Genomic DNA, 25,724 nt, shown 5'->3' with positions numbered 1-25,724 from the left:
CAAGGCGAGCCTCGAAGGATGAATCGGCCAAGATGCAGCCGGGCCGTCGCCCTTCGAGGGCCGCTGAAGAAGCGGCCACCTCAGGGTGACGGTTAAAGAGCCGGAATTCACCTCAGCTTGTTCAACAGCGCCATCAGCAGCTCGCGCTCCTTGGCGTCGAGCGGCGCCAGCGTTTCCCGCGTGATCGCAATCGCATTCGGCGCGAGCTTCTCCGACAGCTGCTGACCGGCGCGCGTCAGGCTCACCAGCAGCCGCCGGCCGTCCTCGGGATCCTGGCTGGTCTCGGTCAGTCCGCGCGCCGTGAGGCGATCGATCACGCCCTTGATGGTGGCGACGTCCATCGCCGTGAGACGCCCGAGCTGGTTTTGCGAGCATGGTCCCGTCTCGGCGAGCCTCGACAGCGCAGCCCATTGCGTCGGCGTCAGGTTGGTGCCGATGTCGCGCGAGAAGATCGAGCTGTGGCGCTGCCAGACCTGGCGCAGGATGAATCCGACCTGCTCGTCGAGCACATAGGGCGACTTGCCCTGCTTGAGGCTCTTCTTCGCCGTGACGCTTCTTGCCATTCCTGCCCCGCCCCTCACAACGACAGATGCGCGTCGCGGATATCCGGACGCGCGTCAAGCTCGGCCATGGTCCCGCCAAAACAGATGCGGCCGCGCTCGATGATATAGGCGCGATCGGAGATCAATCGCGCGAAGTGCAGGTTCTGCTCGGAGACGACGATGCTGACGCCCTCCTTCTTCATGGTCAGGATCGCATCGACCATCTGCTCCACGATTTTCGGTGACAGGCCCTCCGAGGGCTCGTCGAGCAGCACCAGCGACGGGTTGCCCATCAGCGTGCGCGCGATGGTCAGCATCTGCTGCTCGCCTCCACTCATGCGGCCGCCGGGACGCCCCTTCATCTCGCCGAGGTTGGGAAACAGCGTGAACAGCTTTTCGCGCGTCCAGTACGGCGCATTCGCTCGCTTGGGCTGGCGGCCGACTTCCAGATTCTCCTCCACGGTCAAATCCGTGAAGATGCGCCGTTCCTCCGGCACGTAGCCGAGACCCTCGCGCACGATCTCATGCGTGGGGCGCGCCGAAACGTCCTGACCCTCGAACATGATGCGGCCGGTGCGCTGCGCGACCAGACCGACGATCGAGCGGAACGTGGTCGACTTGCCGGCGCCGTTGCGCCCGAGCAGCGCCACCACCTCGCCCGCGCCGACCTCGAAGCCGATGTCGAACAGGATGTGCGCCGGGCCGTAATGGCTGTTGAGCCCCTCGACAGTCAGCTTCATGCCGAGGCCCCTTCGCGATGCCCGCCTTCGTAAAGCAGCCCCTCGCCGAGATAGATCGCCTGCACCTGCGGGTTGCCGCGCACCTCGGCCGGCGAGCCCTCGGCGATCAGCGTGCCGCGATTGAGTACGATGATGCGATCGGCATGCTCGAACACCACGTCCATGTCGTGCTCGGTGAAGAGCACACCGATGGACTTTTCCTTCGCGATCTGCGCCGTGAGCCGCATCAGCTCGACCCGCTCGCGCGGCGCCATGCCTGCGGTCGGTTCATCCATCAGCAGGAGCTTTGGCTCGTTGGCGAGCGCAACGGCGAGCTCGAGCCGCTTGAGGTCGCCATAGGCGAGCTCGCCGCACGGACGATCGGCGTAGCCAGCCATCCCGACGAGCTCGAGCAGGCGCACAGCCTCGCCGCGATCGAAACGCGGCGCGGAGCCCCACAGATTGAACAGCTGCTTGCCATGCGAGATCAGCGCGACCTGCACGTTCTCGCGCACCGTCATGGTGGCGAAGGTCGCGGTGATCTGGAAGGTGCGTCCGACGCCGAGCCGCCAGATCTCGCGCGGCTTCTTGCCGGTGGTCTCTTCGCCGAGCAGGCGAACATGACCGGCATCAGGACGGTTCTGGCCGTTGAGCATGTCGAAGCAGGTGCTCTTGCCGGCGCCGTTGGGGCCGATCAGCGCCAGGATTTCGCCTGATCGCAGCGAGAACGAGACGCCGCGCACGGCGTGGATGCCGCCGTAGGATTTGGTCAGGCCTTCGACCTCGAGAAGTGGGGATGCGACGCTCATTCGGCGGACTCGATCGGCTTGGCAAGCAGAGATGATCCGGGCGGCGAGGACTTCCTGCGACGCTGCGCCAAAATCTCCAGCATGCCGACGATGCCCTTGGGGAAGACGACGACGATCAGCACGATGAAGCCGCCGAGCACGAGTTTCGACAGATCGGTCTGGCTGACCAGCCAGATGTTCAAGGCCTTGTAGACGATCGCGCCGATCACCCCGCCCGAGACAGTCTCGACGCCGCCGAGCAGCACCATGACCAGCGCATCGACCGAGAGCGAGATGCCCAGATTGTCAGGGAAGACGCTGCCCTTCAGATAGGCGAACAGCGCGCCGCCGATGCCGGCGGTGGTGCCCGCGATGACGAAGGCGGTCCACTGGATGCGCTTGGCGTCGATGCCGACGGCCTCACTGCGCAGCACCGAGTCACGCGTGGCACGGAGCGCATAGCCGAACGGCGAGAACACCATGACCCGCAGCGCGATCGTCACGAGCGCCGCGACACCGAGCGCGAGCCAATAGAAATGCGACGGGCTTGCCGCCCATTTCTCCGGCCAGACGCCCAGAATGCCGTTGTCTCCGCCTGTCACGCTCACCCACTGGAACGCGATCGACCAGACGATCTGGGCGAAAGCGAGCGTCAGCATCGCGAAATAAACGCCGGAGAGCTGCACGGCGAAGAAGCCGAAGACGGCGGCTCCCATGCAGCCCAGCAGCGGCCCGAGCAACAGGCATACGATCATCGGCAGCCCCGCCATTTTCGCGAGGAACGCGACGCCGTAAGCGCCGAGGCCGAAATAGGCGGCGTGTCCGAACGAGGCGAGTCCGCCGACCGACATCAGGAAGTGCAGGCTGACGGCGAAGATCACGAAGATCGCGATCTCCGAGCCGACGGTCAGCGCATAATTGCCGGCGACCAGCGGCAGCATCGCCGCGACAACGAGCGCCGCGAGCGCCGCCAGCCGCTCGTTCGAGGTCAGCGGCCGCCAGGGATTGACCGACAGCCCCGGCGTCTTGCGCGCCGCCGCCTCCGGCTTGCCGAACAGGCCCCATGGGCGGACGATCAGCACCACCGCCATCACCAGGAAGACCAGGATGATGGAAATCTTCGGAAAGATCAGGATGCCGAAGGCGTTCAGCTCGGAGACCAGCACCGCCGCGACGAAGGCGCCGACGATGCTGCCGAGGCCGCCGATCACGACGACGACGAACACCTCGACGATGATGCGCAAATCCATCGCGTGATGCACGGCATCACGCGGGATCTGGAGGGCGCCGCCGAGCGCGGCAAGGAAGACACCGACGGCGAACACCGAGGTAAACAGCCATTTCTGGTTCACGCCGAGCGCCGCGACCATATCGCGGTCCTGCGTCGCCGCACGCACCAGCACGCCCCAGCGCGTGCGCTGGAACAGCAGCCAGAGGATGCCGAGCACGACGGGCCCGAGCACGATCAGGAACAGGTCGTAGCTCGGGATGTTCTGGCCGAAGAAATCGACGGCGCCCTTGAAGCCCGGCGCGCGGCGGCCGACGAGATCGTCGGGCCCCCAGATCAGCACCACGAGATCCTCGACCATCAGCGTGAGACCGAAGGTGCCGAGCAGCTGGAACAGTTCGGGCGCATGATAGATCCGCCGCAGCAGCACCATCTCGACGAGCACGCCGATCAGCGCCACGGCCAGCGCCGCCAGTACGACGCCGCCCCAGAAGCCGAACGCGCCGGAGAAGCGCTCGGTCAGCGTGAAGGCGATGTAGGCGCCGATCATGTAGAAGGCGCCATGCGCGAAATTCACGATCCGCGTCACGCCAAAGATGATCGACAGGCCCGAGGCCACCAGGAACAGCGACGCTGCGCTGGCGAGACCGGTCAGAAACTGTACGACGTAAAAGGCCATCGGCGGTCCGGGTTGGGTCTTAGTGCGATTCCGCGGCGAGCGCGGACATTGTAGGGCGGGTTAGCGAAGCGTAACCCGCCGCCTCTTCGCGTGTGGCACCGAAGACGGTGGGTTACGCCTTCGGCTAACCCACCCTACGGCAGCGGCGTTCGAAATGACTCTCAATCCTTCGGACGCAGCTTCGCGACTTCCGCGTCGCTCGGCAGATAGTCCGAGCCCTTCTTGTAGGTCGCGTCCACCATCACGCCCTTGCCGTCCTTCTGCGCGGTCTTGCCGACGAAGGCTCCTAACGTCGACTGATGATCGATCTTGCGGAAGGTGATCTCGCCGAACGGCGACGGCATCGAAATGCCTTCTGCGGCTGCGATCATCTTGTCGGTGTCGGTCGATCCGGCCTTGGCGATGATCGCAGCGGCCGCCTTGATGGTCTGGTAGCCGACGATCGAGCCGAGGCGCGGATAATCGTTGTACTTGGCCTGATAGGCCTTCAGGAACGCCTCATGCTCGGGTGTCTTGATCGAGTACCAGGGATAGCCGGTGACGATCCAGCCCTCGGGCGTCTCGTCCTTCAGCGGATCGAGATATTCGGGCTCGCCGGTCAGGAACGACACGACCTCGCGCCCCTTGAACAGGCCGCGGGTATTGCCTTCGCGCACGAGCTTGACGAGGTCGGGGCCAAAGGTGACGTTCAGGATGGCTTCCGGATTGGCCTGCGCCACCGCCTGCACCACCGGACCCGCATCGATCTTGCCCTGCGGCGGCCACTGCTCGTCGACCCACTGGATATCAGGGCGCTTCTCCGACATCAGCTTCTTGAACACGGCGACCGCCGACTGGCCATATTCGTAGTTCGGCGCGATCGTCGCCCAGCGCTTTGCCGGCAGCTTGGAGGCGGCTTCGACCAACATCGCAGCCTGCATGTAGTTGGAGGGCCGCAGGCGGAACGTGTACTTGTTGCCCTTCGCCCAGGTCACCGCATCCGTCAGCGGCTCGGCTGCGAGGAAGAACACCTTCTTCTGGTTGGCGAAGTCGCTGACGGCGAGACCGATGTTGGACAGGAACGTGCCGGTCAGCATCGCCACGCCTTCACTGGAGACGAGTTCATTGGCCGCGGTCTGCGCATCGGCCGGCTTGCCGCCGTCGTCCTTGGAGATGACGACGAGCTTCTTGCCGTTGATGCCGCCTGCTGCGTTGATCTCTTCGACCGCGAGCTGCCAGCCCTTGCGATAGGGCTCGGTGAAGGATGGCAGCAGCGAGTAGCTGTTGATCTCGCCGATCTTGATGTCCTCTGCCAAGGCCGAATGGCCCATGCCGGCAGCCAGAAGCGCAAAGGCCGCGCCGACGACATAATTTCTTGCTCGCATCCCAATCTCCAGTTTTCGACTCGTCACGTCTTCTATTTCAATCCGTCTTCGCCCTTGATCTCCGCGACCGTCAGCCCGCCGACGCGCGGCAGCGGACGGCCGCTGTCGGTAACGGCGACCGCGACCATGATCTCGTTGGCGCGCGGCGCGTCGTTGATCTGCACCTCCATCCCGTCGAAATGGCTGCGCACGAAGGCCGCGTCCTTGTGCCCGAGCGGAATGTCCAGCGTCGTGCCCGGCCCGCTGCGCTTTTTCGACGACGGAATCAGCGCCGCGCCCTTGCTCAGCACCTTGCGCACAGGCGCACCCATCTTCGGGTGAAGGATTGCGGCGGCATGTTCGAGCTCGCCATTCTCGCCGACGGCCGCGGCCTTGCCGTAACTGTGCGCTTTCGCGCCATCGATGCCGAGGGCCGCCACGGCGCGCTTCGCCAGCAAATCACCGAGTTCCTCGCCGATCGCGATCAGCGGCGAGAGATCCTCGACATATTGTCCGGCAAAGGGATTTTCGATCACGGCGATCGCCGCCGCGCGCCGGGTCGGCGGCGACACCTGGCGGCCCATCTCCATCCGCGTCTCTTCGACGACGGTGACGATCTTGCGGATGATCGCGCTCATGTTGCACTTCCCTGTTCACGCATGGACCGCGTTCCCCAGCACCAGCGGGCGCGATCGTTGCTCTCTTATATCCTTGGTTCCGATGACAAGCATATCACCACAAAGCCTGAGGACGGCACCCTCGATCAATCCGCGATCGAAGCATTGACGTGCACATTCCGCGCCAGATTCCAGCGCTGCGGTGATCTCGCTCCGCGTGATCTCGCCGACGTCGCGCGTGACACGTCGCGTGCCGAGATCGCTGTCGGGCTGAAGCTCGTTGGCCGGTTGCCTGAGGACGGCCGGATGCCCGGGCAGATCGACGGCGTTGGCGATCACAGTCGCCGCCGCGTCGGCCTGCGAAGCCGTCGCCGCCAGCACCGTCACCGCATCGGCGATGCCGAGCGAAAAGCTGCGGCCGTGGCGGCCGCTGGTCGCGATGCCGCGCACCGCATCATCCGCATCGATCCTCATGGTGCGCATCACGCCATCTCGGTCAGGCCGATCCATCAGGCCGACCGAGAAATGCTCATCGCGCCCGAGATGCAGCGCGATGTCGCCGCCGTTGTTGACGTAGGCCTGGTCAACGGCCGCAGCGTTCAGCATCGCGCCGAGAATTTCCTCGGCCACGCTGCCGGCAACCGCGGCCATCGGCGTGATGAAGCCATCCGGGACATAAGGCGCGACAGCGGCGTGCATCCGACGCGCCACCACGCCTTCAAGCGCAGTGCGCTCCTCGGCGGCCCTGCGTAGCTCAGGCAGTTCCGCACAGAGTTCATCGAGTAGACCGGTGAAGCGGCGCGCCGCAGCCTCATAGGCCGCACGCACCTCGTGCGCGCGCCCCCTCGCCTCCACGACCAGATCAATCGGCCCGTCCTGCAAATGCAGCCGCCGGCCATCAGACAGCAAGGCGATTTGCGGGAGCCTCGTCATGGCCGCGGTCCCGGGATCGGGTTGTGCCAGGAGAGCTGACGGACATCGTCGCCGCTCCTGACCTCCGACAGCGGCTTGACGTAATCCATGTGGCCGCCCAGCGCGGCATAGTCGGACAATTTCATCGTGAACTCGATCGGCGCGACCAGCGCCGGGGTCGGCACGTAGCCGAACGCGCCTGAAGGCATCTGCGTCACGTCCACCATGTAGGTGATGCCGCCGCCGGGCCAAACGTACACCGCCGCGCCGCCGCTGGTGACGCGCGTCAGCGCGTCCTTCACCGAGCGCGTCAGCCGCACCGGATTGTCGGTGACGCCAGCGCGCAAGGAACCGCCGGCCCCGGCCATGAACAGCACCGTGCACAGCGCGGGCTCGCAATTCTCCTGGATGCGCTCGACCGAGAACTTCAGGTCGGCGGGCATCTCGGTCTCGACCGGCTTCAAGGCATCGTCGAGCACGTAGTAGGACGAATGCTCGCCAGTGGTGGACACCATCAGCATCGAGAGGCCGGGCCTGGCCTCCTTGGGATCGAACGGACCGAGGATCGCCAAGGGATCGGAGATGTTGGTGCCGCCCCAGCCCGTACCGGGATCGGCCACCTGGAAATAGCGGCCGGGCGTCGAACGCCGGCCCTTCATCTTGATTCCGGTGTCGGCGATATCGAGCAGCTTGCCGGCCTGATGCTCGGAGAGCACGCCGGTGATGTGGTCGTCGACCACGACGACTTCATCCACCTTGCCATGCCATTGCTTGGCGAACATGCCGATCGTCGCCGAGCCACAGCCGACGCGCATGCGCTCTTCTTTCACGCCGTTGACGATCGGCGGCTGCCCGGCCTGCACCACGACGCTGGCGCCACCGTCGATGGTCAGCTCCACCGCCTTGCAATTGGCGAGGTCCATCAGCGTGTCGCAGGTGACGCGGCCCTCCTTCTTGGAGCCACCGGTGAGATGATGCACGCCGCCGAGCGACAGCATCTGCGAGCCGTATTCGCTGGTCGTGACGTGGCCGACCGCCTCGCCTTGCGCGCGCACGGTCGCGGTCTCGGGACCGAGATAGCGGTCGGTGTCGATCTTCACCTTGATGCCGCAATAGGAGAAGATGCCCTCGGTGACGACGGTCACCATGTCGACGCCATCGACCTCGGAGGAGACGATGAACGGCGCCGGCTTGTAGTCGGGATAAGTCGTCCCCGCCCCGATCGCGGTCACGAAGGTCGAGGGCTCGTGGACAAGCTTGCCGTCCCAGTCTTCGGTGCGGCTGAACGGAACGAGCTTGCCGCCATGCTCGACGGTGCGCTCCAGGATCACGTGCGGATCGACGCGCACTAGCTTGCCCTCGTGGTTGGCGTAGCGATCGCAGGCGCCCGCCGCGCCGGGCTTGATGTAGCACATCACCGGACAGGCATCGCAGCGGATCTTGTCGGTGGCAGCGCTCGTTGTTTCCATCACCATCTCAAAGCCGGAGGCCGACCGCGGCTATCATTCGTATACGAACGATGTTGCGCGCGGTCCTGATAGCTGTCAAGCGGCGCGGCGCGCGAAAAGACGCGCCTGCCGAATAAAACCTCATTTGCCTCCCGCCCTTGTCCACAAAGCGGGCAGTTGCGCTGCACTGCGGCATGGCCGCTTGCACGTTTGTGTACAAACGGTATCGTCGCGACGTAGAAATTTTCGATCGCAAGGCGTGGGAACGAGGATGACGCAGACACCGATCCGCCTCACCGTGAACGGCAGGATCCACGACGTCACGGCAGAGCGCCCGACGCCGCTGCTTTATGTGCTGCGCAACGATCTCGGACTCAACGGCCCGAAATATGGTTGCGGTCTCGGTGAATGCGGCACCTGCACTGTCCTGATCGACGGCATGGCCGCACGCTCCTGCGTGATTCCTGTGGGCGGCTGCGCCGGGCGCGACATCGTGACGCTCGAGGGGCTCGGCACGCGCGACAAGCCTGACGCCGTGCAACAAGCCTTCATCGACGAGCAGGCCGCCCAATGCGGCTACTGCCTCAACGGCATGATCATGACCACCAAGGCGCTGCTCGCGATCAACCCGCAGCCGTCAGAACACGAGGCACTCGCCGCGCTTCGCTACAATCTCTGCCGCTGCGGCACCCATGTCGAAATCCTGCGCGCCGTGATGCGCGCGTCTGGCCAACTCGCCGAGACCGGTGATTGATGGCCTCCCCGCATTCGAACCGAGAAGAGCGCGGCTCGCTCGTCGTCGTCCGCACCGTGGACGAGATCACGTCAGAGACCTTTATCCGCATCACCGCGGAGGGCTCGGTGAACGCCTATAACGGCCATGTCGATCTCGGCACCGGCGTCCGTACATCACTCGGCCAGATCGTCGCCGAGGAGCTCGATGTCTCCTTTGCCCGCGTCGTCGTCGTGCTCGGCGACACCGCAGTCGTGCCGAACCAGGGTGCGACGATTGCCAGCGAAACCATCCAGATCACCGCCGTGCCGCTGCGCAAAGCCGCAGCGCAGGCGCGGCAATTTCTGATCGCGCGGGCGGCGGAGCGGCTGGAGCTGCCGGCCGAAGAGCTGAAGATCGAGGACGGCCTCGTGCGCGGTCACAACCGCAGCGTCAGCTATGGCGAGCTGATCGGCGGCGAGACCATCCGGCTCGAACTCGCTGACGACATCACCGTCAAGTCCGTCGGCGATTACACCATCGTCGGCCAGTCGGTGCCGCGGGTCGATCTACCTGCCAAAGCAACGGGTGAGCTGACCTTCGTGCACGACATCCGCGTCCCGGGCATGCTGCACGGCCGCGTTGTCCGCCCGCCCTATTCCGGCGTCGATGCCGGCCCGTTCGTCGGCACCAGCCTGATCGCGGTCGATGAGGCCTCGGTCCGCGACGTTCCAGGCCTCGTGGCCGTCGTCCACATCGGCGATTTCGTCGGCGTGGTGGCCGAGCGCGAGGAGAATGCGATTCGCGCCGCGCAACAACTCGCGGTCAGCTGGAAGCCCACGCCCACGCTGACAGATCTCTCCGACGTCGAGACAGCGCTCCGCGCCCATCCCTCGACACCGCGCACGCTGATCGAGAAGGGCGACGTCGACGCGGCGATTGCAGGCTCCGCCAAACCGATGCAGCGCACCTATGTCTGGCCATACCAGATGCACGCATCGATCGGCCCGTCCTGCGCGGTCGCTGATTACACGGACGGCAATATCCGCGTCTGGTCGGGCACGCAGAATCCGCACGTGTTGCGCAGCGATCTCGCTCTTCTCGTAGAGCGTCCCGAGAGCGAGGTCGAGGTCATCAGATTGGAGGCCGCCGGCTGCTACGGCCGCAACTGCGCCGATGACGTCACGGCAGATGCCCTGCTGCTGTCCCGCGCCGTCGGCCGTCCGGTCCGCGTGCAGTTGACGCGCGAGCAGGAGCACGCCTGGGAGCCCAAGGGCGCCGCGCAGCTCATCGACGTCAATGGCGGCCTCGATGCCTGCGGCGACATCGCCGGTTACGATCTCGCCACGCGCTATCCCTCGAACGCGGCGCCGACGCTGGCGCTGCTGCTCACGGGGCGCATCTCGCCCGAGCCCGCGGTGCTCCAGATGGGTGACCGTACCGCGATCCCGCCTTACGACTACGACCACATGCGTGTCGTCGCCCACGATATGGCACCCATCGTGCGCGCCGCCTGGTTTCGCGGCGTCTCGGCGTTGCCGAACACCTTTGCGCATGAATCCTATATCGACGAGGCAGCATTCGAGGCCGGCGTCGATCCGATCGAATACCGCCTGCGCTACCTGAAAGACCAGCGCGCCGTCGATCTCGTCAACGCAGTGGCCGAACGCGCGGGCTGGACGCCGCGCCCAGTGCGCGCGGAGAAGGACGGAGAAATCGTGCACGGGCGCGGCTTTGCCTATGCGCTCTACGTCCACAGCAAGTTTCCGGGCTATGGCGCGGCGTGGTCGGCCTGGGTCGCTGACGTCGCGGTGAACAAGACGACCGGCGATGTCAGCGTCACGCGCGTCGTCGCCGGACAGGACTCCGGATTGATGATCAATCCGGACGGCGTGCGGCACCAGATCCAGGGCAACGTCATCCAGTCGACCAGCCGCGCGTTGATGGAGGAAGTTTCGTTCGAGCGCGGCGCGGTGGCGGCGCGGGAATGGGGCGCCTATCCGGTCATCCCGTTCCCCGACTTGCCGGAGATCGACGTGCTGATGTTGCCGCGGCAGGACCAGCCGCCGCTCGGCGTCGGCGAGTCGGCCTCGGTGCCGAGCGCCGCGGCCATCGCGAATGCGATCTTCGATGCCACCGGTGTGCGCTTCCGCGAGCCGCCGTTCACCCCGGAACGAATTCTGAAGGGCTTGCACGGCGAGACATCGCCCAAGCCGCAAGCCCTGGTCGCGCCGGCTACGCCGAAACCATCGCGCGTCTGGGAGAATCCGTTTGCCAAACGCGCCGGCATCGTCGCGACGATTGCGGCCGTCTGCACCGCCGCAATCGGCGTCGGCGCCGCGCTGCTGCCCGGACGTTCCATCGCGCCGATCGCGCGGCCCGACGCATCGGTTTATTCCGCCGCGACCATCGCGCGCGGTGAGCAGCTTGCGGCCCTCGGCAATTGCGCGGAGTGCCACACCAGCTTGAGTGGACTGCCCAACGCCGGCGGACGCGCGCTGGAGACGCCGTTCGGCACGATCTACTCGACCAACATCACGCCCGATGTCGAGACCGGCATCGGCGCCTGGTCCTATCCGGCCTTCGAGCGCGCGATGCGCGACGGGCTGCATCGCGACGGCCGGCAGCTCTACCCGGCCTTCCCCTATACGCACTTCTCGAGGACTGATGATGCGGACATGCAGGCGCTCTACGCCTACCTGATGGCACAGCCCGCGGTACGCGCGGCGGCGCCGGCGAATGCGCTGGCCTTCCCGTTCAATCTCCGGCCGTTGCTTGCCGGCTGGAACGCACTGTTCCACCAGACCAAGGAGTTCAAGCCTGATCCCGCCAAATCGCAGGCCTGGAATCGCGGCGCTTATCTGATCGAGAGCCTCGGTCATTGCAGCGGCTGCCATTCCCCACGCAATGCGCTCGGCGCCGAGCAGCGCAGCGCTTATCTCGCCGGCGGCTTTGCCGAAGGCTGGGAAGCGCCGCCGCTGACCTCGCTCTCGCATGCGCCGATCCCCTGGAGCGAGGACGAGCTGTTCGCCTATTTGCGCACCGGCCATTCGCGCTACCACGGTGTCGCGGCCGGGCCGATGGCGCCGATCGTGAGGGATCTCAAAGCCCTGCCCGACCAGGACATCCGCGCGATGGCGGTCTATCTCGGCTCGTTCAACGACAGCGCGGCCGACGCCCCCGCACTGGCCACGAAGCTCGAAAGCGCAACACGCGTCACGGTCGCCTCGTCCAGCGGCGCGCGCCTCTATCAGGGCGCCTGCGCCGTCTGCCACCAGGTCGGCGGCCTGCCGCTGTTCGGCAGCCGTCCCTCGCTCGCGCTCAACAGCAATCTGCACAGCGCGACCTCGGACAATCTCGTGCAGGTGATCCTCCGCGGCATCACCGAGCCCGCATCGAGCGACCTCGGCTACATGCCGGCATTCAAGGACAGCATGAGCGACGCGCAGATCGAGGAGCTCGTCACCTTCCTGCGCCAGCAATTCGCGCCGGACAAACCGGCCTGGAGCGGAGTCAAGGAGACGATCGCGCGCGTGCGGGCGTCGGCGCACTAGCCTGAAAAGATGAGGTTCCATTTGCCGCGACAAGGGAGGTGCGCTCCCTCCCCCGCTTGCGGGTGGGGAGAGGGTGTCTCCGCAACGGGACACTCCCCCAGAGGAGAGAACCCTCACCCGGCGCGTTGCGCCGACCTCTCCCGCAAGCGGGAGAGGTGCACCGAGCCCGCGGCGGCTTGATTCAACCCAATCTCATCCCGCTCTAACCGTGCTTCTTCATGTCCACCGGCGGCGTGCCATGGGTGTGGAAGGACTCGATGGTCTTCAACCCCCAGGCCTGGCCCTTCTTGCGCTCCTCTTCCGTCCACACGATCGGTTTCCAGTCGGGCGCGAGGATGAGACGTGCACCGGCATTGGCGACTTCGACGCGGTTGCCGCCGGGCTCGTAGACGTAGAGGAAGAAGGTCTGCTGGATCGCATGCTTGTGCGGACCGGTCTCGATGTGCACCCCGTTCTCCAGGAAGATGTCAGCCGCGCGAAGGATCTCCTCGCGGCTGTCGAGCGCGTAGGTGACGTGGTGGAAGCGGCCGGGCGTGCCGGAATGGTCGAGCGAATAGGCGAAATCGTAGCTCTTGTTCGACATGGTCAGCCACATCGCCGCTTCCCTTCCGTCATTGAGCACGATCTGCTCGGTGAGGCGGCAGCCGAGATAGTTCTCGAAGAACTCCCGGTTGGCCTTGATGTCGACGGCGAGGCAGTTGAGATGGTCGAGCCGGCGGACATTGACGCCGCGCGCGGGAAAGCGCTGCGCCTGGTTCTTCAGCGCCGGCTTCAGCTCCGGCGGCGCTCGATACCATTCGGTCTCGTAGTAGAGCTCGACGATGTGGCCATCGGGGTCGCGACATCGAAACGTCGGGCCCTGCCCCATATCGCCGTCGATCCAGCCGATGTCGAAGCCAGAGCCCTTCAACGCGGTAACGCGGCGCTCCAGCGCCTGCTGGCTGCGCGCGCGGAGCGCCATGTGCTCCATGCCTGACGTCTTCGCGGCCGTGAGCTTCAGCGAGTAGCGCTCATAATCGTCCCAGCCGCGCAGATAGACCGACTCGCCCTTCTGCCCGCTGATGGTCATGCCCATGACGTCGACAAAGAATTTCAGGCTCTCGTCGGGCTTCGGCGTCAGCAGCTCCATGTGGCCGAGATGGGCGAGATCGAGGATCGGTTCGGGCTGCATGCTGGCCTCCAAGGCGTGGCGATCCGGTTCAAGGAATCGCGCAATCGGACGCGGGCGCAATAGTCGTGGATGCACCCAGCGGCACTCCGGCCGCAGGTTCATTTGTACCAATGTACAAATGATTCGATCCCGTCAACAAATCAACGCGGGCCCTACGGCATTCGCCCATGCCCCCAAATTGAACGGCCATCACCCGAACACTGGACGGACTGAGCGAATGGTAAAATCTTCCTTAATTCGATCTAAGGTCAGAAGCCGGACCAAGCGGCATTTTCCGGCCGATTCCCCTCACAGATGGATTGGGAACAAACCTATCGACCGAATTGTAGCGGATTTAACGAAGCGCCCGCGCCCGTCGTTTAACCGTTTGTGCAGCGACGGCCCGGCATAGTCGGACAAACAGTCTGACTTTTCAGGTTCATCCATCGTGACATCCTTTGGACGCGTGATTTCGGTACGCGGATCGCTCGCTCGGGTCGGGCTTCTGGCGGAAAGCCGGATGCCGGTCTCGGAAGTTCGGGCCACAGTCGGCCGCTTCGTCAGCATCCGCTGCGCCAGCTCGGTCATCGTCGCGATGATCACCGAGGTGTCCTGCGAGAATTTGTCGAGCACCGACTACATCGCCATCGCCTCGGTCGACCTGCTCGGCGAAATTCTCAACGCCACCGAGAAGCCGAAATTCCAGCGCGGTGTCACCAATTATCCGACCATCGGCGATGCCGTGGACCTGATCACCAGCCAGGAGCTGCGCACGATCTACGCGCCGACCGGTTCGGATCAGATCAATGTCGGTTTCCTCCAGCAGGACCGTTCCGTCGTCGCCTATGTCGACATTGAGGAGATGCTCTCGAAGCATTTCGCGGTCCTGGGATCGACCGGCGTCGGCAAGTCCACGGGCGTGTCGCTGCTGCTCAACGAGATCCTGAAGGCGCGCCCGAACCTGCGCATCTTCCTGCTCGACGTGCACAACGAATATGGCCGCTGCTTCGGCGACCGCGCGCTGGTGCTCAACCCGCGGAACCTGAAGCTGCCGTTCTGGCTGTTCAATTTCGAGGAAATCGTCGACGTGCTGTTCGGCGGCCGCGCCGGCGTGCCCGAGGAGCTCGACGTCCTCGCCGAAGTGATCCCGATCGCCAAGGGCATCTACACGCAATATCAGAGCGCCGACCGCCTCGGCCTGAAGCGAATCGACCCCAAGCAGATCGGCTTCACCGTCGACACGCCGGTGCCGTATCGCCTGGTCGATTTGATCTCGCTGATCGACGAGCGCATGGGCAAGCTGGAAAACCGCTCCTCGCGCATCGTCTATCACAAGCTGATCTCGCGCATCGAGGCGGTTCGCAACGATCCGCGTTATGCCTTCATGTTCGACAACGCCAATGTCGGCGGCGACACCATGGCGGAGGTGATCAGCCATCTGTTCCGCCTGCCCGCCAATGGCAAGCCGATGACGGTGATGCAGCTCGCCGGCTTTCCCGCAGAGGTCATCGATTCCGTCGTGTCGGTGCTCTGCCGCATGGCCTTCGACTTCGGCCTGTGGAGCGACGGCGTTTCGCCGATGTTGTTCGTCTGCGAAGAGGCGCACCGCTATGCCTCCGCCGACCGCAATATCGGTTTCGGACCGACCCGCAAGGCGGTGTCCCGCATCGCCAAGGAAGGCCGCAAATACGGCGTCTATCTCGGCCTGATCACGCAGCGCCCCGCAGAGCTCGACGCAACCATCATCTCCCAGTGCAACACGCTGTTCACGATGCGTCTTGCCAACGACCGCGACCAGGCGCTGCTGCGCGCCGCGGTGTCGGACGCGGCCGCGAACCTCCTGTCCTTCGTGCCCTCGCTCGGCACGCGGGAGGTGCTGGCCTTCGGCGAAGGCGTCGCACTGCCGACGCGCCTGCGGTTCAAGGAGGTGCCCCCCCATCAATTGCCGCGCGGCGAAGCCACCATCTCGAGCGTTCCGTCGGTCAGCGCCGGCCATGACATGCATTTCGTCGGCGCCGTGCTCGAGCGCTGGCGCGGTGCCACCTCGCAGCGCGACGTGCCGAACGACCCGGTGTTCGCCGCACCGCCCGCCAAGTCGCTCGCGCCTGCTGAAACGCCGATGCTGCAGCCCTCGCTGGGGCTCGATCCGGATCGCTTCTCGCTGCTGAAGAAGCCGCTGCGGTAGCGGACGACACGCCTCCACAAACTCCGCTGTCATGCCCCGGCTCGACCGGGGCATCCAGTACGCCGCGGCCTCTCGATTCAATCGGTTCCGGCTCTGGAATACTGGATCGCCCGATTAAATCGGGCGACGACACTGAGGGTGTCTCGCGCCTTGCGGAATACCAGGCACGTTGAGGCGCCCGCCCGCATCGACTATGGTTGCCGGCCCAAAAGCCGGAATCCATGGCCATGACAAAGCCCGCGCAACGCTTCCCCGCACCCGCCATCGACAGCCTGCCTGACGACATCCGCACGCGCCTGCTCGCCGTGCAGGAAAAGAGCGGCTTCGTGCCGAACGTATTCCTGACGCTGGCCTACCGGCCCGACGAATTCCGCGCCTTCTTCGCCTATCACGACGCACTGATGGAGAAGGACAGCGGTCTCACCAAGGCCGAACGCGAGATGATCGTGGTGGCGACGTCGGCGGCCAACCAGTGCCAGTATTGCGTGATCGCCCATGGCGCGATCCTGCGCATCCGCGCCAAGAACCCTTTGGTTGCCGATCAGATCGCGACCAACTATCGCAAGGCCGACATCACGCCGCGGCAGAAGGCCATGCTCGATTTCGCGATGAAGATCTCGGCGGACGCGCAGCGGAGCTCGGAGGAGGATTTCGCAGCCCTTGCCCTGCACGGCTTCAGCGACGACGATGTCTGGGACATCGCCGCGATCTCCGCCTTCTTCGCCCTGTCCAATCGGCTGGCGAATTTCACCAGCATGCGGCCGAACGACGAATTCTATCTGATGGGGCGCCTGCCGAAAACATGACGGAGCTCGACTGGAGCGAAATCCTGCTGCGCCTTGGCGTCGCAACACTGGCCGGCAGTGCGATCGGTCTCAACCGCGATCTGCACGGCAATCCGATCGGGCTGAAGACGCTCGGCATCGTCGGGCTGTCCACTGCGACCGTGGTGCTGCTGGCGCTGCAACTGTCCGAGCCCGGCAAGGTCGTCGATGCCACCAGCCGGGTCATCCAGGGCATTCTTACCGGCATCGGCTTTCTCGGCGCCGGCGTGATCGTCCACGAGAGCGACCGATTTCGCGTCCGCGGCCTGACCAGTGCCGCCTGCACCTTTCTGGCCGCCTGCCTCGGCATCGTCTGCGGGGCCGGGCAATGGAAGATCGTTGCAGTCGCGCTGGGGCTCGCCTTTATGGTGCTCACGGTCGGCCGCCGCATCGAGCACCAAGTGCACCGAATGTTCGGCGGCAAGAGCGAGCCAGATCAGGACCATCGGCAGACCTAGCGACCCTCTCAGGCGACCGATCCACCCGGCATGCGCCTGAGCGCTCAGGACGTATGTCCGTCGAAATGGCCCTCCGCCGGCGTTTTCTTGGCGCGCTGCGGGGTCATCGTGGCCTTATCGGGCTGTCCGGGAACACCGCGCGGTCCGAGTTGCTCACGCTGCAGATCGTCTTCGGAAAATGCCGGCTCGACCCCATTCGGTTCTGTTCGCCGCGTGGTGTGAATGTCGTCTCGTGTGCTCATCCTGCTCTCCTTGTCGCGTCGGGGCAAAAACGTTCCGCCCAGCCCGCGCGATGCGCCCGGCAAGGTCAACCGTGGCGCGCGCGTATCAAGATCTGGAAGACGCATGCGCCGTCTTCCGTCTGCACTTCAAGCCGCCAGTCATCATCCGGTTGCAGATCACCATCGAGGTCGCGCAGGCTGTCGCCGGCGTACCGGGTCGCCATCTCCCATGCAGCGTGCCGATCCGGAAGCTCCTGACCAACATCGTCGCGATCGTTCAACCGATCGCCGTTCCGGACATTGAAGAAGAATCGCGGCATGCCCAATCCCGTCCCACTGACGGGTAAAGTAATCCATGTTAATTTCGTTCCTGTCGCCGGCGCATTCGTGCGATCGCAACCAAGTCGAAACGCTAGCCGGTTTGTGCGCCAGAGCGGACGGTCCCGGCTCTTACGCGTACATGCCGGGACCGCCGCTGAAGGTGCAACCGACCAGCCGGGCGGAAGGCCGATCGCACGGGAATGACGTCATCGTCGTTACGACGTTCCTATTTTTCGATTGTTGTCCCCGATCGCGCACAGCGTCGCGCTCCTTGCCTTGGCTACCCGTCGGCCAGCTCTTCGACCTCGAGGGTGATCGAGATCTTCAGGCACGTCGCATGCTCGTCCTCGCGCACGTCCACGACGACATGATCTGTGCTGCCGACAAGAAACGCCTCGCGCGCGATGGACGCACCGGTCAGCATCGCTTCCTTGCGGGCGACGCCTAAATTTGCAAGATTCTGCCCATCTTCGTCCGCAATGAGGCGGCTGCCCTCGTGGATGTCGAAATGGAATCGCGGCATGTTGGGTGCCTCAAAGGGTTGGCGACTGATGCAGGTAACGGACGTCGAAATCCGCTAGTTCCTGAAATTTCCGCTCGTCGAGTACGGTGACGCGACCGCGATTGAACTCGACGATACCGTCCTGCCGCACCTGCTTGATCACCCTGTTCACGTGCACTGAAGTGATCCCCAGGGTTTCGCCGACCTGCTCCTGCGTCAACGGCATCTCGAAGCTGTCGCCGTCCACTCGGCCGATGAGCCTGAGGCGTTCGCGCAACTCGATCATGACGTGCGCGAGGCGCGCCGGCGCGGGACGCTGACCGACATTGACGATCCATTCGCGGAACATCGCGGCATCGATCAGCGTATCGCGCCAAAACATCTCGGCGAGATCGGGGTTGCGGCGATGCAGCTTCTGCAAATCGTCATGCTTGATGAAGCCAAGCGTGGCGGGCGTCAGCGTCGAGAGGTCATGATCCATGACGTGCAGGAACAGACTCATCAAATCGGGGATCTCGCCGGGGATGTGCAGTGAAAGGATCTGCCGCTTGCCGCTCGCGATCGTCTTGGAACGCGCGCAAAATCCGTCGGCGATCAGGCAGCAGTTCGTCGCACGCTCGCCATCGCGCACCACCGCCGTCTCTGCGGGGAACTGACGCACCGAGATCGGCAGGGCTTCGATTTCCCTGACGTCCTTGTCCGCGATCGCGGACGAAATGCGCAGTCGCTCGACGAGCGCCGCGCGGATCGCGTCGCTGGGCACTTTGTCTGGCTCCGGTCGCGGACATGGAACTCACGGCGCAGCAAGCGCTGCCGGAGAAAACCCGCGATCGCGCTGCCCGGTTCCAACAAAAGTTAAGGACGCGGCTTGGCCGCACATGGTGTCGTCGGCGCTCGAAAGGGCACATCATGACCAAGAAGCGCAACCGTACGCGACCGGCCCTGTCCCTCCAGGAACGCCTGACCAGATTCACGGAGGATGCCCGCGCCGCGGCCGAGAATCTTCCCGCCGGCACGGAGCGCCATACGCTGTTGCAGAAGGTGCGCGACGGCGAGGCCGCCGTGGAGATGGAGCGGTTGCTGTCCCAACCCGGCTTGCCATATCCGAAATGATCGCGCGTATGCCGCTAGCGATCGACCATCAGCGGAAGCGCCGGTGCAAAGCGCTCGGCAAACGTCAGTGTCCTGGCCTGCTGAACCGCGGCAAACGAGGCCGAGATTCCGGCTGAAGCAACTGCGAGCAAGGCAATGCTGAAAAGCAGACGGCGCATGTGAGCCTCCTGTGTGAGCTCGAGTACCGTCATTAGATGGGGCGCTCTGTTTCAGGACGGTTTCGTCGGCGCCGAAAATGATTTCCTTCAAGCGGCTGTGATCGGATTGAGCTTATCGGGCTGCACGCCGTAACCAATTCATAGATGTTGCCGCAGTCTTGCGAGGCGGATGGTTTCGAGGAATTTCATACCCGCGCTCGCGATCATGGATCGCAGGACGGCCGCGACAGGCAGCATCTGCCAGTTGCGGAGTCTTCGAGGAATACTCAGATGAAAATCGTCGTCCAAAGGCTCAATGGTCTGTGGCACCTCATCGTCGGGTCGTGCCACATCCGTACGCCCTTTCTGGAAACCCAGGATCGCGCGCTGGTCGTGACATACGCCCGCCGTGCCTACCCCGGCGCCAAGATCTTCCAGCGCGACTGATGCGCGCCGGCAAGCCTCAATCGTCCGAGGCCGGGCCGCACCAGCCGGGCAGGTAGATCGCGTCCTTGCTCTTGGCTGCGGCGAGCGCTTTCTCGAGCGCCTTGTCGAAATTGGCGTCGACAGCCTTGCGCGTCAGCTTGCGTCGCAGGAAATCAGCCCACAAGAATTCGGAGAACGGCGTGGTGTCCTTGGCGAAGCCGCCCATGCGGCGCAGCTCGCCGGCAAGGCTGCGGTAGGGATCGTCCTTGAGATCGACGACCGATTTCGGCAGATCGCGGAACGGGCGACGCTCGCCCTTGCTGTCGTAAGGGTAGACCCAGCGCTTGTTGTCCATCACGCCCCAGAACGCCTCGCGCTCGACCATGCGGAGATCGCCGACGACGGTAACCAGCACCTGCTTGATGCCCTCGTCGTGCAGCGCGCGGCCGAGATGGTGGTGGTCGATGACGTAATAGCGCCCGTCAGGTCCGGCGACGACGGGGATCATATGGGTGCCGAGCAGGTCGGCCTGCTTCTTCTTGCCGTGCTCGCGCCAGCGCTTGCGCTTCTCCTTGACCTCGCGCATGCCGACCGTCATCTGCGTCGGCCGCAGCGACAGGATCGGCACCGGGTGCACTCTCGGCTCGCGCGCGTTGGTGGTCATGATCGAACGGCCTCTCGTCTGGTGGCGTCTGTGGTCCGGGTTTCCGATTATGCCATCGGCCGTGTGGCGGCAACATAGGTTCGGGACCGGAGGCGCTTTGTGCCGGCCATTATTGCAGCGCAGTGGGCACGTCGCTGGCATCGGCGAGAAGATTTTCTCGCACCCCCCGTCGCGCTTATGCTATCTAAAAATCGCTGCTTCGGAGTGATCCTCGTCCCATGAAATCCCAGCGGCCCATAACCTCGGACGACGAGCACCAGGTGCTCCAGTTCAGGCCGCGAACGACGCCCTCCCCTGTGATCCGCGGGGGTGGCGGCATTGTGCAGCAGCTGCATGCAACGGCCCCCGAACCGCTCGACCTGTCCCGCTATGAGCAGCCGCGCAAGGAGCCGGACGATTTCCGCCACCGCATGCTCGCTAATATCGCGGCGCTGGCCTTCACCATCGCCCTCACCGCCATCGGAATCTGGCTTGCCGTCAGCATCGCCGATTTGCGCCGGACACAGGATTGCGTGCTGATGGGCCGGCGGGATTGCGTCAAGATCACGACCCCGCACATTTAGACCGCCTCCCGGGCGCAGGACACCCGCGGGCGGAAACCGCTCCTCGAGCCGGCACCCCCATCCCCCTGTCCACGGTCCCGTCCGGCTCCATTGAACTCAAGGCGGCGCTCCGATATACGGGCTCTCGACCCGTCCAGAGGGGGGTTAGAGGGTGTCATCAGGGGCGCGATGCCCACCCACCGTGCCACTCTGGGATACCTGAAAAATACCAGCAATATATCAAAGGCTTAGTGATGTCCTCCACATTCGATCAGGTCGCTACGATCATCGCTGAAACCTGCGACATCCCGCGCGACACGATCACGCCGGATAGCCATGCCATCGATGACCTCGGCATCGACAGCCTCGATTTCCTGGACATCGCCTTCGCGATCGACAAGCAGTTCGGCATCAAGCTGCCGCTCGAAAAGTGGACCCAGGAAGTCAACGACGGCAAGGCCACCACCGAGCAGTATTTCGTGCTGAAGAACCTGTGCGCGCGCATCGACGAGCTGGTTGCCGCCAAGGGCGCTAGCGCCTAATCGGGCGATCATGCAACTCGAATACTTCCACATGATCGATCGCATCGTCGACCTCAAGGTCGACGAGAAGACGATCGTCGTCGAGGCCCAGGTCCCCCGGGAGAGCACCGTCTTCGAGGGGCACTTCCCGGGCTTTCCCCTGATGCCCGGCGTGCTGATGATCGAATCGATGGCGCAGGCCTCGGGCTTTCTGCTGCTTGGGCTCCTGAAGTTCGAGCGCATGCCGATCCTCGCCGCAGTGAAGGATGCCAAGGTGCGCGGTTCGGTGTATCCGGGCGACCTCATGACCCTCGAGGCGAGCCTCCTCCATGAGGGCTCGGGCTATGCGATGACCGAGGCCAAGCTCCGGGTCGGGGGCAAGCTGCGCGCGAATTCGACGCTCACCTTCACGCTGATTCCCTTCCCCAATCCGGATATGCGCGGATACATGGACGCTGTCGCCAAGCGCGTCGGTTTTCCGCAACAGGCCGTCTCGCCATGAATGACACAGCTTCGAAGCCGGGCCAGACGGAAGTCTGGATCACCGGTATTGGTCTCGCCACCTCGCTCGGCGAAGGGCTCGATGCCAACTGGGCCGCGCTCCAGGAGAAGCGCATCAACGTCGACGAGAAGGGCTTCGCACCTTTCATCGTGCACCCGCTGCTGCCTGTCACCTTCGACAGCCAGATCCCGAAAAAGGGCGATCAGCGCCAGATGGAAGCCTGGCAGCGCATCGGCGTCTATGCCGCGGGCCTCGCGCTGGACTCCGCCGGCATCAAGGGCAACAAGGATATCCTCTCGAAAATCGACATGGTCGTGGCCGCCGGTGGCGGCGAGCGCGATCTCAACGTCGACACCGGCGTGCTCACCGCCGAGGCCAAGGGCGTCAACGCGCCGGGCTTCCTCAACGAGCGGCTCATGAGCGATCTCAGGCCGACGCTGTTTTTGGCCCAGCTCTCCAATCTGCTCGCCGGCAACATCGCCATCGTCAACGGTCTCGGCGGCACCTCGCGGACCTTCATGGGCGAAGAGGTCGCTGGCGCGGACGCCGCGCGCATCGCGCTGTCGCGCATCGCCTCGGGCGAAAGCGATATTGCGCTGGTCGGCGGCTCGCATAATGGCGAGCGCAAGGACCTCATGGTCCTCTACGAATTCGGCGACTTCAACCTGAAGGACAAGTTCGCCCCCGTGTGGGCGCGCAAGGATCACGCCGGCTTCGCGCTCGGCTCGGCCGGCGCCTTCCTCGTGCTGGAATCCAGGGCGCATGCGGAAGCGCGCGGCGCAAAACCGTACGCCAGGCTGACGAGCGTCGTGACGGATCTGGCCCGGCGCAAGCAGTCCGGCGACATGGAAGCGACGCTGGAGAAGCTCTGGGACAAGCTGCCCAAGCGCGCCGGCAAGGGCGCGATCATCTCGGGCGCGACAGGCGCAGAGCCCGCCACGTCCGAGGAACGCGACTTCCTGAAGAAGCACGCCGACTTCCCGGTGCGCGCGACCGGCACGATGTTCGGCCACACCATGGAAACGCAATTTCCGCTCGGCATTGCGCTCGCCGCGCTCTCGATCTCGCGCGGCGCGCTGTTCCCGCCGAACGATTCGACCGGGACCGAGATTGAAATGCAGTCGGCGCCCACCCAGATTGTCGTGGTGGGAGCCGGACACTGGCGCGGCGAAGGCATGGCGCTGGTCGAGGCTGTAAGCTAAGGCGCGCCGCGCTTTAGCCGGTTGTTGTTTCGAGCATGATCTTGCCGGAAAACCGCGTCACGCTTTTCCGGATCATGCTCTAGCTCTATCGGGGGACGATCGACATGACTGCACCACGCGACAAACTCGGGCGTCCCGTCGTCGTCGTCACCGGCATGGGCATCATGACCTCGCTCGGTGCCGGCAAGGCCGACAATTGGTCGAAGCTCGTTGCCGGCGAATCCGGCATTCGCACCATCACGCGCTTTCCGGTCGACGGGCTCAAGACCACAATGGCCGGCACTGTCGATTTCGTCAGCGTCGATCCGTTCTCCTCCACTGGCCTGTCCGAACGCATGGCCGAGCTGGTCACGCAGGAAGCGCTGGAGCAGGCCGGCATCGGCGCCAAGGCCGATTTCCCCGGCCCGCTCTTCCTCGCGGTCGCGCCTGTTGAAGTCGAGTGGCCGCAGCGCCGCGAGCTCGGCCGCGCCGTCGGTAGGCCCGACTTCACCTATGACGATTTGCTGCGCATCTCCGGCGGCGGCAAGTACAGCGCCTATCACCACCGCTTCATGTTCGGCTCGGTCGCAGCCCACCTCGCCGAGACCTTCGGCACCAAGGGCTCGCCGATCTCGCTGTCGACGGCCTGCGCGTCCGGCGCGACCTCGATCCAGCTCGGCGTCGAGGCGATCCGCCGCGGCGAGACCGATGCGGCGCTGTGCGTCGCGACCGACGGCACCGTCAATCCGGAGGCGCTGGTGCGCTTCTCGCTGCTCTCGGCGCTGTCGACCCAGAACGATCCGCCGCAGGCGGCCTCCCGCCCCTTCTCCAAGAACCGCGACGGCTTCGTCATGGCCGAAGGCGCCGGTGCCCTGGTGCTGGAAAGCTATGAAGCGGCGACTGCGCGCGGCGCAAAAATCCTCGGTGTGATCGCCGGCTGCGGCGAGCTCACGGACTCGTTCCATCGCACCCGCTCCTCGCCTGACGGCAAGCCGATCATCGGGTGCATGAAGAAGACGCTGGCCGATGGCGGCATGACGCCCGATCAGATCGACCACATCAACGCGCACGGCACCGCGACGCCCGAGAACGACAAGATGGAGTTCAACACGACCTCGGCCGTGTTCGGCGATCTCGCGCAGAAGATTCCGGTCACCTCGAACAAATCGATGGTCGGCCACACCATCTCGGCCGCGGGCGCGGTCGAGGCGATCTTCTCGCTGCTCACCCTCGAGCATCAGCGCATTCCGCCGACCATCAACTACGAGACGCCGGATCCCACGATCCTGTTCAACGTGGTCGGCAACAAGGCCCGCGACGCCCGCGTCACTGCGGTGATGTCGAACTCGTTCGGCTTCGGCGGCCAGAACGCGTCGCTGATCCTGACCCGCGAACCGGCCTGACCGGACGCAGCATGGCGCTGATTCCCATCAGCACGAAGATTCGCGCGCGGAATGCAGCCAAGTCGATCGGCGGAGGCCTGATTGGCGCGGCTACCGTCGGCATGCTGAAGACCACACGCTATTTCGATCCGGTCAAGACCTCCGACTTTTTCGCGCGCGTCACCAAGCTGATCGGGCCGCGCCTGCGCGAGCACCGCATCGGCCGCGCCAACCTCACCGCGGCATTTCCGGAAAAATCGCCCGATGAGATCGAACAGATCCTGATGGGCGTGTGGGACAATCTCGGCCGCGTCGGCGCCGAGTTCGCCCATATCGACCATGTCTGGGATTACGATCGCGAACATCCGGAACGAAGCCGGATCGAGCTGCCCAAGCGCACCATCGAGATCTACGACCGCATCAGGGACGACGGCAAGCCGGCGCTGATCTTCGCCGCGCATCTGGCCAATTGGGAATTGCCCGCGCTCGCCGCGCCCGCGCATGGGCTCGATGCGGCGATCCTCTACCGCCGGCCGAACATCGCCTCCGCCGACCGCATCATCCAGGAGATGCGCCAAGTCAACATGGGCACGCTGATCCCCGCCGGCCGCGACGCACCCTTACGGCTCGGACAGGCGCTCAGGGACGGCAAGCATGTCGCGATCCTGATCGACCAGTATCTGACCGGCGGCGTCGAAGTCACCTTCTTCGGCCGCAAGACCCGCGCCAATCCGACGCTGGCGCGCCTGCTCCGCCAGGTCGAGTGCCCCGTCCACGGCGTGCGCGTCATCCGCCTGCCGGGCTTCCGCTTCCGCGCCGAGCTGACGGAAGAGATCCCCCCGGTGCGCGACGCCGACGGCAAGATCGACATCCAGGGCACGACCCAGGCCGTCACCGACGTGGTGGAAGGCTGGGTGCGCGAGTACCCGGAGCAGTGGTTGTGGCTGCACCGGCGGTGGCGGTAGGTACTCCGTCATTGCGTGGAGGCCGAGAGCGCGCTTCATTCTCGGTGTCATCGCCCGGCTTGACCGGGCGATCCAGTATTCCAGAGGC

28 protein-coding genes are annotated in these 25,724 nt (G+C 64.8%); 13 read left to right on the top strand and 15 right to left on the bottom strand.

The genetic code is table 11. The features are described from left to right. Window positions 1-107: 107 nt before the first annotated feature. The 8 genes from BM222_RS19140 to BM222_RS19105 all read right to left on the bottom strand — a co-directional run bounded on the left by BM222_RS19140 (window position 108) and on the right by BM222_RS19105 (window position 8,303). Window positions 108-563: a MarR family winged helix-turn-helix transcriptional regulator gene (locus tag BM222_RS19140; protein ID WP_092230305.1), complete on the bottom strand. Its 456-nt coding sequence runs from the start codon at window positions 561-563 to the stop codon at window positions 108-110. A 14-nt stretch (window positions 564-577) separates the two neighbouring features. Then, window positions 578-1,282 (bottom strand): ABC transporter ATP-binding protein, encoded by a 705-nt coding sequence (locus BM222_RS19135; protein ID WP_092230303.1) that lies wholly within the window; start codon window positions 1,280-1,282, stop codon window positions 578-580. Continuing rightward, entirely contained in the window at window positions 1,279-2,070 is a 792-nt protein-coding gene (locus tag BM222_RS19130; protein WP_092230300.1) for an ABC transporter ATP-binding protein, read from the bottom strand. The genes BM222_RS19135 and BM222_RS19130 overlap by 4 nt, the downstream gene beginning before the upstream one ends. After that, window positions 2,067-3,956: an ABC transporter permease gene (locus BM222_RS19125; protein WP_092230298.1), complete on the bottom strand. Its 1,890-nt coding sequence runs from the start codon at window positions 3,954-3,956 to the stop codon at window positions 2,067-2,069. Before BM222_RS19125 ends, BM222_RS19130 begins: the two co-directional genes overlap by 4 nt. A 161-nt stretch (window positions 3,957-4,117) precedes the next feature. After that, window positions 4,118-5,320 (bottom strand): ABC transporter substrate-binding protein, encoded by a 1,203-nt coding sequence (locus tag BM222_RS19120; RefSeq protein ID WP_092230296.1) that lies wholly within the window; start codon window positions 5,318-5,320, stop codon window positions 4,118-4,120. A gap of 32 nt (window positions 5,321-5,352) precedes the next feature. Further along, entirely contained in the window at window positions 5,353-5,937 is a 585-nt protein-coding gene (locus BM222_RS19115) for an amino acid synthesis family protein (RefSeq protein WP_092230294.1), read from the bottom strand. A gap of 15 nt (window positions 5,938-5,952) precedes the next feature. Beyond that, on the bottom strand, window positions 5,953-6,849 hold the full coding sequence (locus BM222_RS19110; protein WP_092230292.1) for a UPF0280 family protein: 897 nt from the start codon (window positions 6,847-6,849) through the stop codon (window positions 5,953-5,955). Continuing rightward, window positions 6,846-8,303, bottom strand: a complete 1,458-nt coding sequence (locus tag BM222_RS19105; protein WP_092230290.1) for a 6-hydroxynicotinate reductase — start codon at window positions 8,301-8,303, stop codon at window positions 6,846-6,848. The genes BM222_RS19110 and BM222_RS19105 overlap by 4 nt, the downstream gene beginning before the upstream one ends. Window positions 8,304-8,547: 244 nt before the next feature. Here BM222_RS19105 and BM222_RS19095 point away from each other — a divergent pair, with 244 nt between their 5' ends. Next, a complete protein-coding gene (locus BM222_RS19095) occupies window positions 8,548-9,030 on the top strand; it encodes a (2Fe-2S)-binding protein (protein ID WP_092230287.1) in 483 nt (160 codons plus the stop codon). Beyond that, complete coding sequence (locus BM222_RS19090; RefSeq protein ID WP_092230285.1) at window positions 9,030-12,542, top strand: molybdopterin cofactor-binding domain-containing protein; 3,513 nt, start codon at window positions 9,030-9,032, stop codon at window positions 12,540-12,542. The genes BM222_RS19095 and BM222_RS19090 overlap by 1 nt, the downstream gene beginning before the upstream one ends. A gap of 202 nt (window positions 12,543-12,744) precedes the next feature. Here BM222_RS19090 and BM222_RS19085 read toward each other — a convergent pair whose 3' ends face one another. Next, a complete protein-coding gene (locus tag BM222_RS19085) occupies window positions 12,745-13,713 on the bottom strand; it encodes a catechol 2,3-dioxygenase (RefSeq protein WP_092230522.1) in 969 nt (322 codons plus the stop codon). Between the two features lie 427 nt (window positions 13,714-14,140). Here BM222_RS19085 and BM222_RS19080 point away from each other — a divergent pair, with 427 nt between their 5' ends. The 3 genes from BM222_RS19080 to BM222_RS19070 all read left to right on the top strand — a co-directional run bounded on the left by BM222_RS19080 (window position 14,141) and on the right by BM222_RS19070 (window position 17,159). Continuing rightward, on the top strand, window positions 14,141-15,877 hold the full coding sequence (locus BM222_RS19080) for an ATP-binding protein (RefSeq protein ID WP_092230283.1): 1,737 nt from the start codon (window positions 14,141-14,143) through the stop codon (window positions 15,875-15,877). Between the two features lie 227 nt (window positions 15,878-16,104). After that, entirely contained in the window at window positions 16,105-16,683 is a 579-nt protein-coding gene (locus BM222_RS19075; protein ID WP_092230518.1) for a peroxidase-related enzyme, read from the top strand. Then, the gene (locus BM222_RS19070; protein WP_092230281.1) at window positions 16,680-17,159 is read left to right on the top strand and encodes an MgtC/SapB family protein; all 480 of its coding nucleotides are present in this window, start codon (window positions 16,680-16,682) and stop codon (window positions 17,157-17,159) included. The genes BM222_RS19075 and BM222_RS19070 overlap by 4 nt, the downstream gene beginning before the upstream one ends. 44 nt (window positions 17,160-17,203) lie before the next feature. Here BM222_RS19070 and BM222_RS19065 read toward each other — a convergent pair whose 3' ends face one another. The 4 genes from BM222_RS19065 to BM222_RS19050 all read right to left on the bottom strand — a co-directional run bounded on the left by BM222_RS19065 (window position 17,204) and on the right by BM222_RS19050 (window position 18,966). Next, window positions 17,204-17,401 (bottom strand): hypothetical protein, encoded by a 198-nt coding sequence (locus tag BM222_RS19065; RefSeq protein ID WP_092230515.1) that lies wholly within the window; start codon window positions 17,399-17,401, stop codon window positions 17,204-17,206. Window positions 17,402-17,466: 65 nt separating this feature from the next. Next, window positions 17,467-17,700, bottom strand: a complete 234-nt coding sequence (locus BM222_RS19060; RefSeq protein WP_092230279.1) for a DUF6894 family protein — start codon at window positions 17,698-17,700, stop codon at window positions 17,467-17,469. Between the two features lie 281 nt (window positions 17,701-17,981). Further along, window positions 17,982-18,224 (bottom strand): DUF6894 family protein, encoded by a 243-nt coding sequence (locus tag BM222_RS19055; RefSeq protein WP_092230277.1) that lies wholly within the window; start codon window positions 18,222-18,224, stop codon window positions 17,982-17,984. Between the two features lie 10 nt (window positions 18,225-18,234). Next, window positions 18,235-18,966, bottom strand: coding sequence for a Crp/Fnr family transcriptional regulator (locus BM222_RS19050; RefSeq protein WP_092230275.1), 732 nt, complete (start codon window positions 18,964-18,966; stop codon window positions 18,235-18,237). Between the two features lie 146 nt (window positions 18,967-19,112). Here BM222_RS19050 and BM222_RS19045 point away from each other — a divergent pair, with 146 nt between their 5' ends. Further along, window positions 19,113-19,316 carry a hypothetical protein gene (locus BM222_RS19045; protein ID WP_092230273.1) on the top strand — a complete coding sequence of 68 codons (204 nt, stop codon included), beginning with the start codon at window positions 19,113-19,115 and terminating at the stop codon, window positions 19,314-19,316. Window positions 19,317-19,330: 14 nt separating this feature from the next. On the opposite strand, the gene BM222_RS41170 is transcribed toward BM222_RS19045, so the two are convergent. Then, complete coding sequence (locus BM222_RS41170) at window positions 19,331-19,474, bottom strand: hypothetical protein (RefSeq protein ID WP_177243319.1); 144 nt, start codon at window positions 19,472-19,474, stop codon at window positions 19,331-19,333. A gap of 270 nt (window positions 19,475-19,744) precedes the next feature. Here BM222_RS41170 and BM222_RS41165 point away from each other — a divergent pair, with 270 nt between their 5' ends. Continuing rightward, entirely contained in the window at window positions 19,745-19,900 is a 156-nt protein-coding gene (locus tag BM222_RS41165) for a hypothetical protein (protein ID WP_177243318.1), read from the top strand. Window positions 19,901-19,916: 16 nt separating this feature from the next. Here the strand turns inward: BM222_RS41165 and BM222_RS19035 are convergent, their stop codons facing one another. Beyond that, on the bottom strand, window positions 19,917-20,543 hold the full coding sequence (locus BM222_RS19035; protein ID WP_092230269.1) for a ParB-like protein: 627 nt from the start codon (window positions 20,541-20,543) through the stop codon (window positions 19,917-19,919). Between the two features lie 218 nt (window positions 20,544-20,761). On the opposite strand from BM222_RS19035, the gene BM222_RS19030 reads away from it, so the two are divergent. The 6 genes from BM222_RS19030 (at window position 20,762) to BM222_RS19005 (ending at window position 25,636) form a co-directional block, all read left to right on the top strand. Further along, window positions 20,762-21,106 carry a hypothetical protein gene (locus BM222_RS19030; protein ID WP_092230267.1) on the top strand — a complete coding sequence of 115 codons (345 nt, stop codon included), beginning with the start codon at window positions 20,762-20,764 and terminating at the stop codon, window positions 21,104-21,106. 233 nt (window positions 21,107-21,339) lie between these two features. Beyond that, window positions 21,340-21,627 carry an acyl carrier protein gene (locus BM222_RS19025; protein WP_007592476.1) on the top strand — a complete coding sequence of 96 codons (288 nt, stop codon included), beginning with the start codon at window positions 21,340-21,342 and terminating at the stop codon, window positions 21,625-21,627. A gap of 10 nt (window positions 21,628-21,637) precedes the next feature. Continuing rightward, window positions 21,638-22,108 carry a 3-hydroxyacyl-ACP dehydratase FabZ family protein gene (locus BM222_RS19020; RefSeq protein ID WP_092230265.1) on the top strand — a complete coding sequence of 157 codons (471 nt, stop codon included), beginning with the start codon at window positions 21,638-21,640 and terminating at the stop codon, window positions 22,106-22,108. Further along, window positions 22,105-23,310, top strand: a complete 1,206-nt coding sequence (locus BM222_RS19015; protein WP_092230263.1) for a beta-ketoacyl-ACP synthase — start codon at window positions 22,105-22,107, stop codon at window positions 23,308-23,310. The genes BM222_RS19020 and BM222_RS19015 overlap by 4 nt, the downstream gene beginning before the upstream one ends. A gap of 104 nt (window positions 23,311-23,414) precedes the next feature. Beyond that, window positions 23,415-24,692, top strand: coding sequence for a beta-ketoacyl-ACP synthase (locus tag BM222_RS19010; RefSeq protein WP_092230261.1), 1,278 nt, complete (start codon window positions 23,415-23,417; stop codon window positions 24,690-24,692). 11 nt (window positions 24,693-24,703) lie between these two features. Beyond that, window positions 24,704-25,636: a lipid A biosynthesis lauroyl acyltransferase gene (locus BM222_RS19005; protein ID WP_092230259.1), complete on the top strand. Its 933-nt coding sequence runs from the start codon at window positions 24,704-24,706 to the stop codon at window positions 25,634-25,636. The last annotated feature ends 88 nt before the right edge of the window (window positions 25,637-25,724 follow it).

Source organism: Bradyrhizobium sp. Gha (assembly GCF_900113735.1).
Classification (GTDB): Bacteria; Pseudomonadota; Alphaproteobacteria; order Rhizobiales; family Xanthobacteraceae; genus Bradyrhizobium.
The sequence above is the reverse complement of the archived record's forward strand: the minus strand, read 5'-3'. Positions and strand labels throughout refer to the sequence as shown.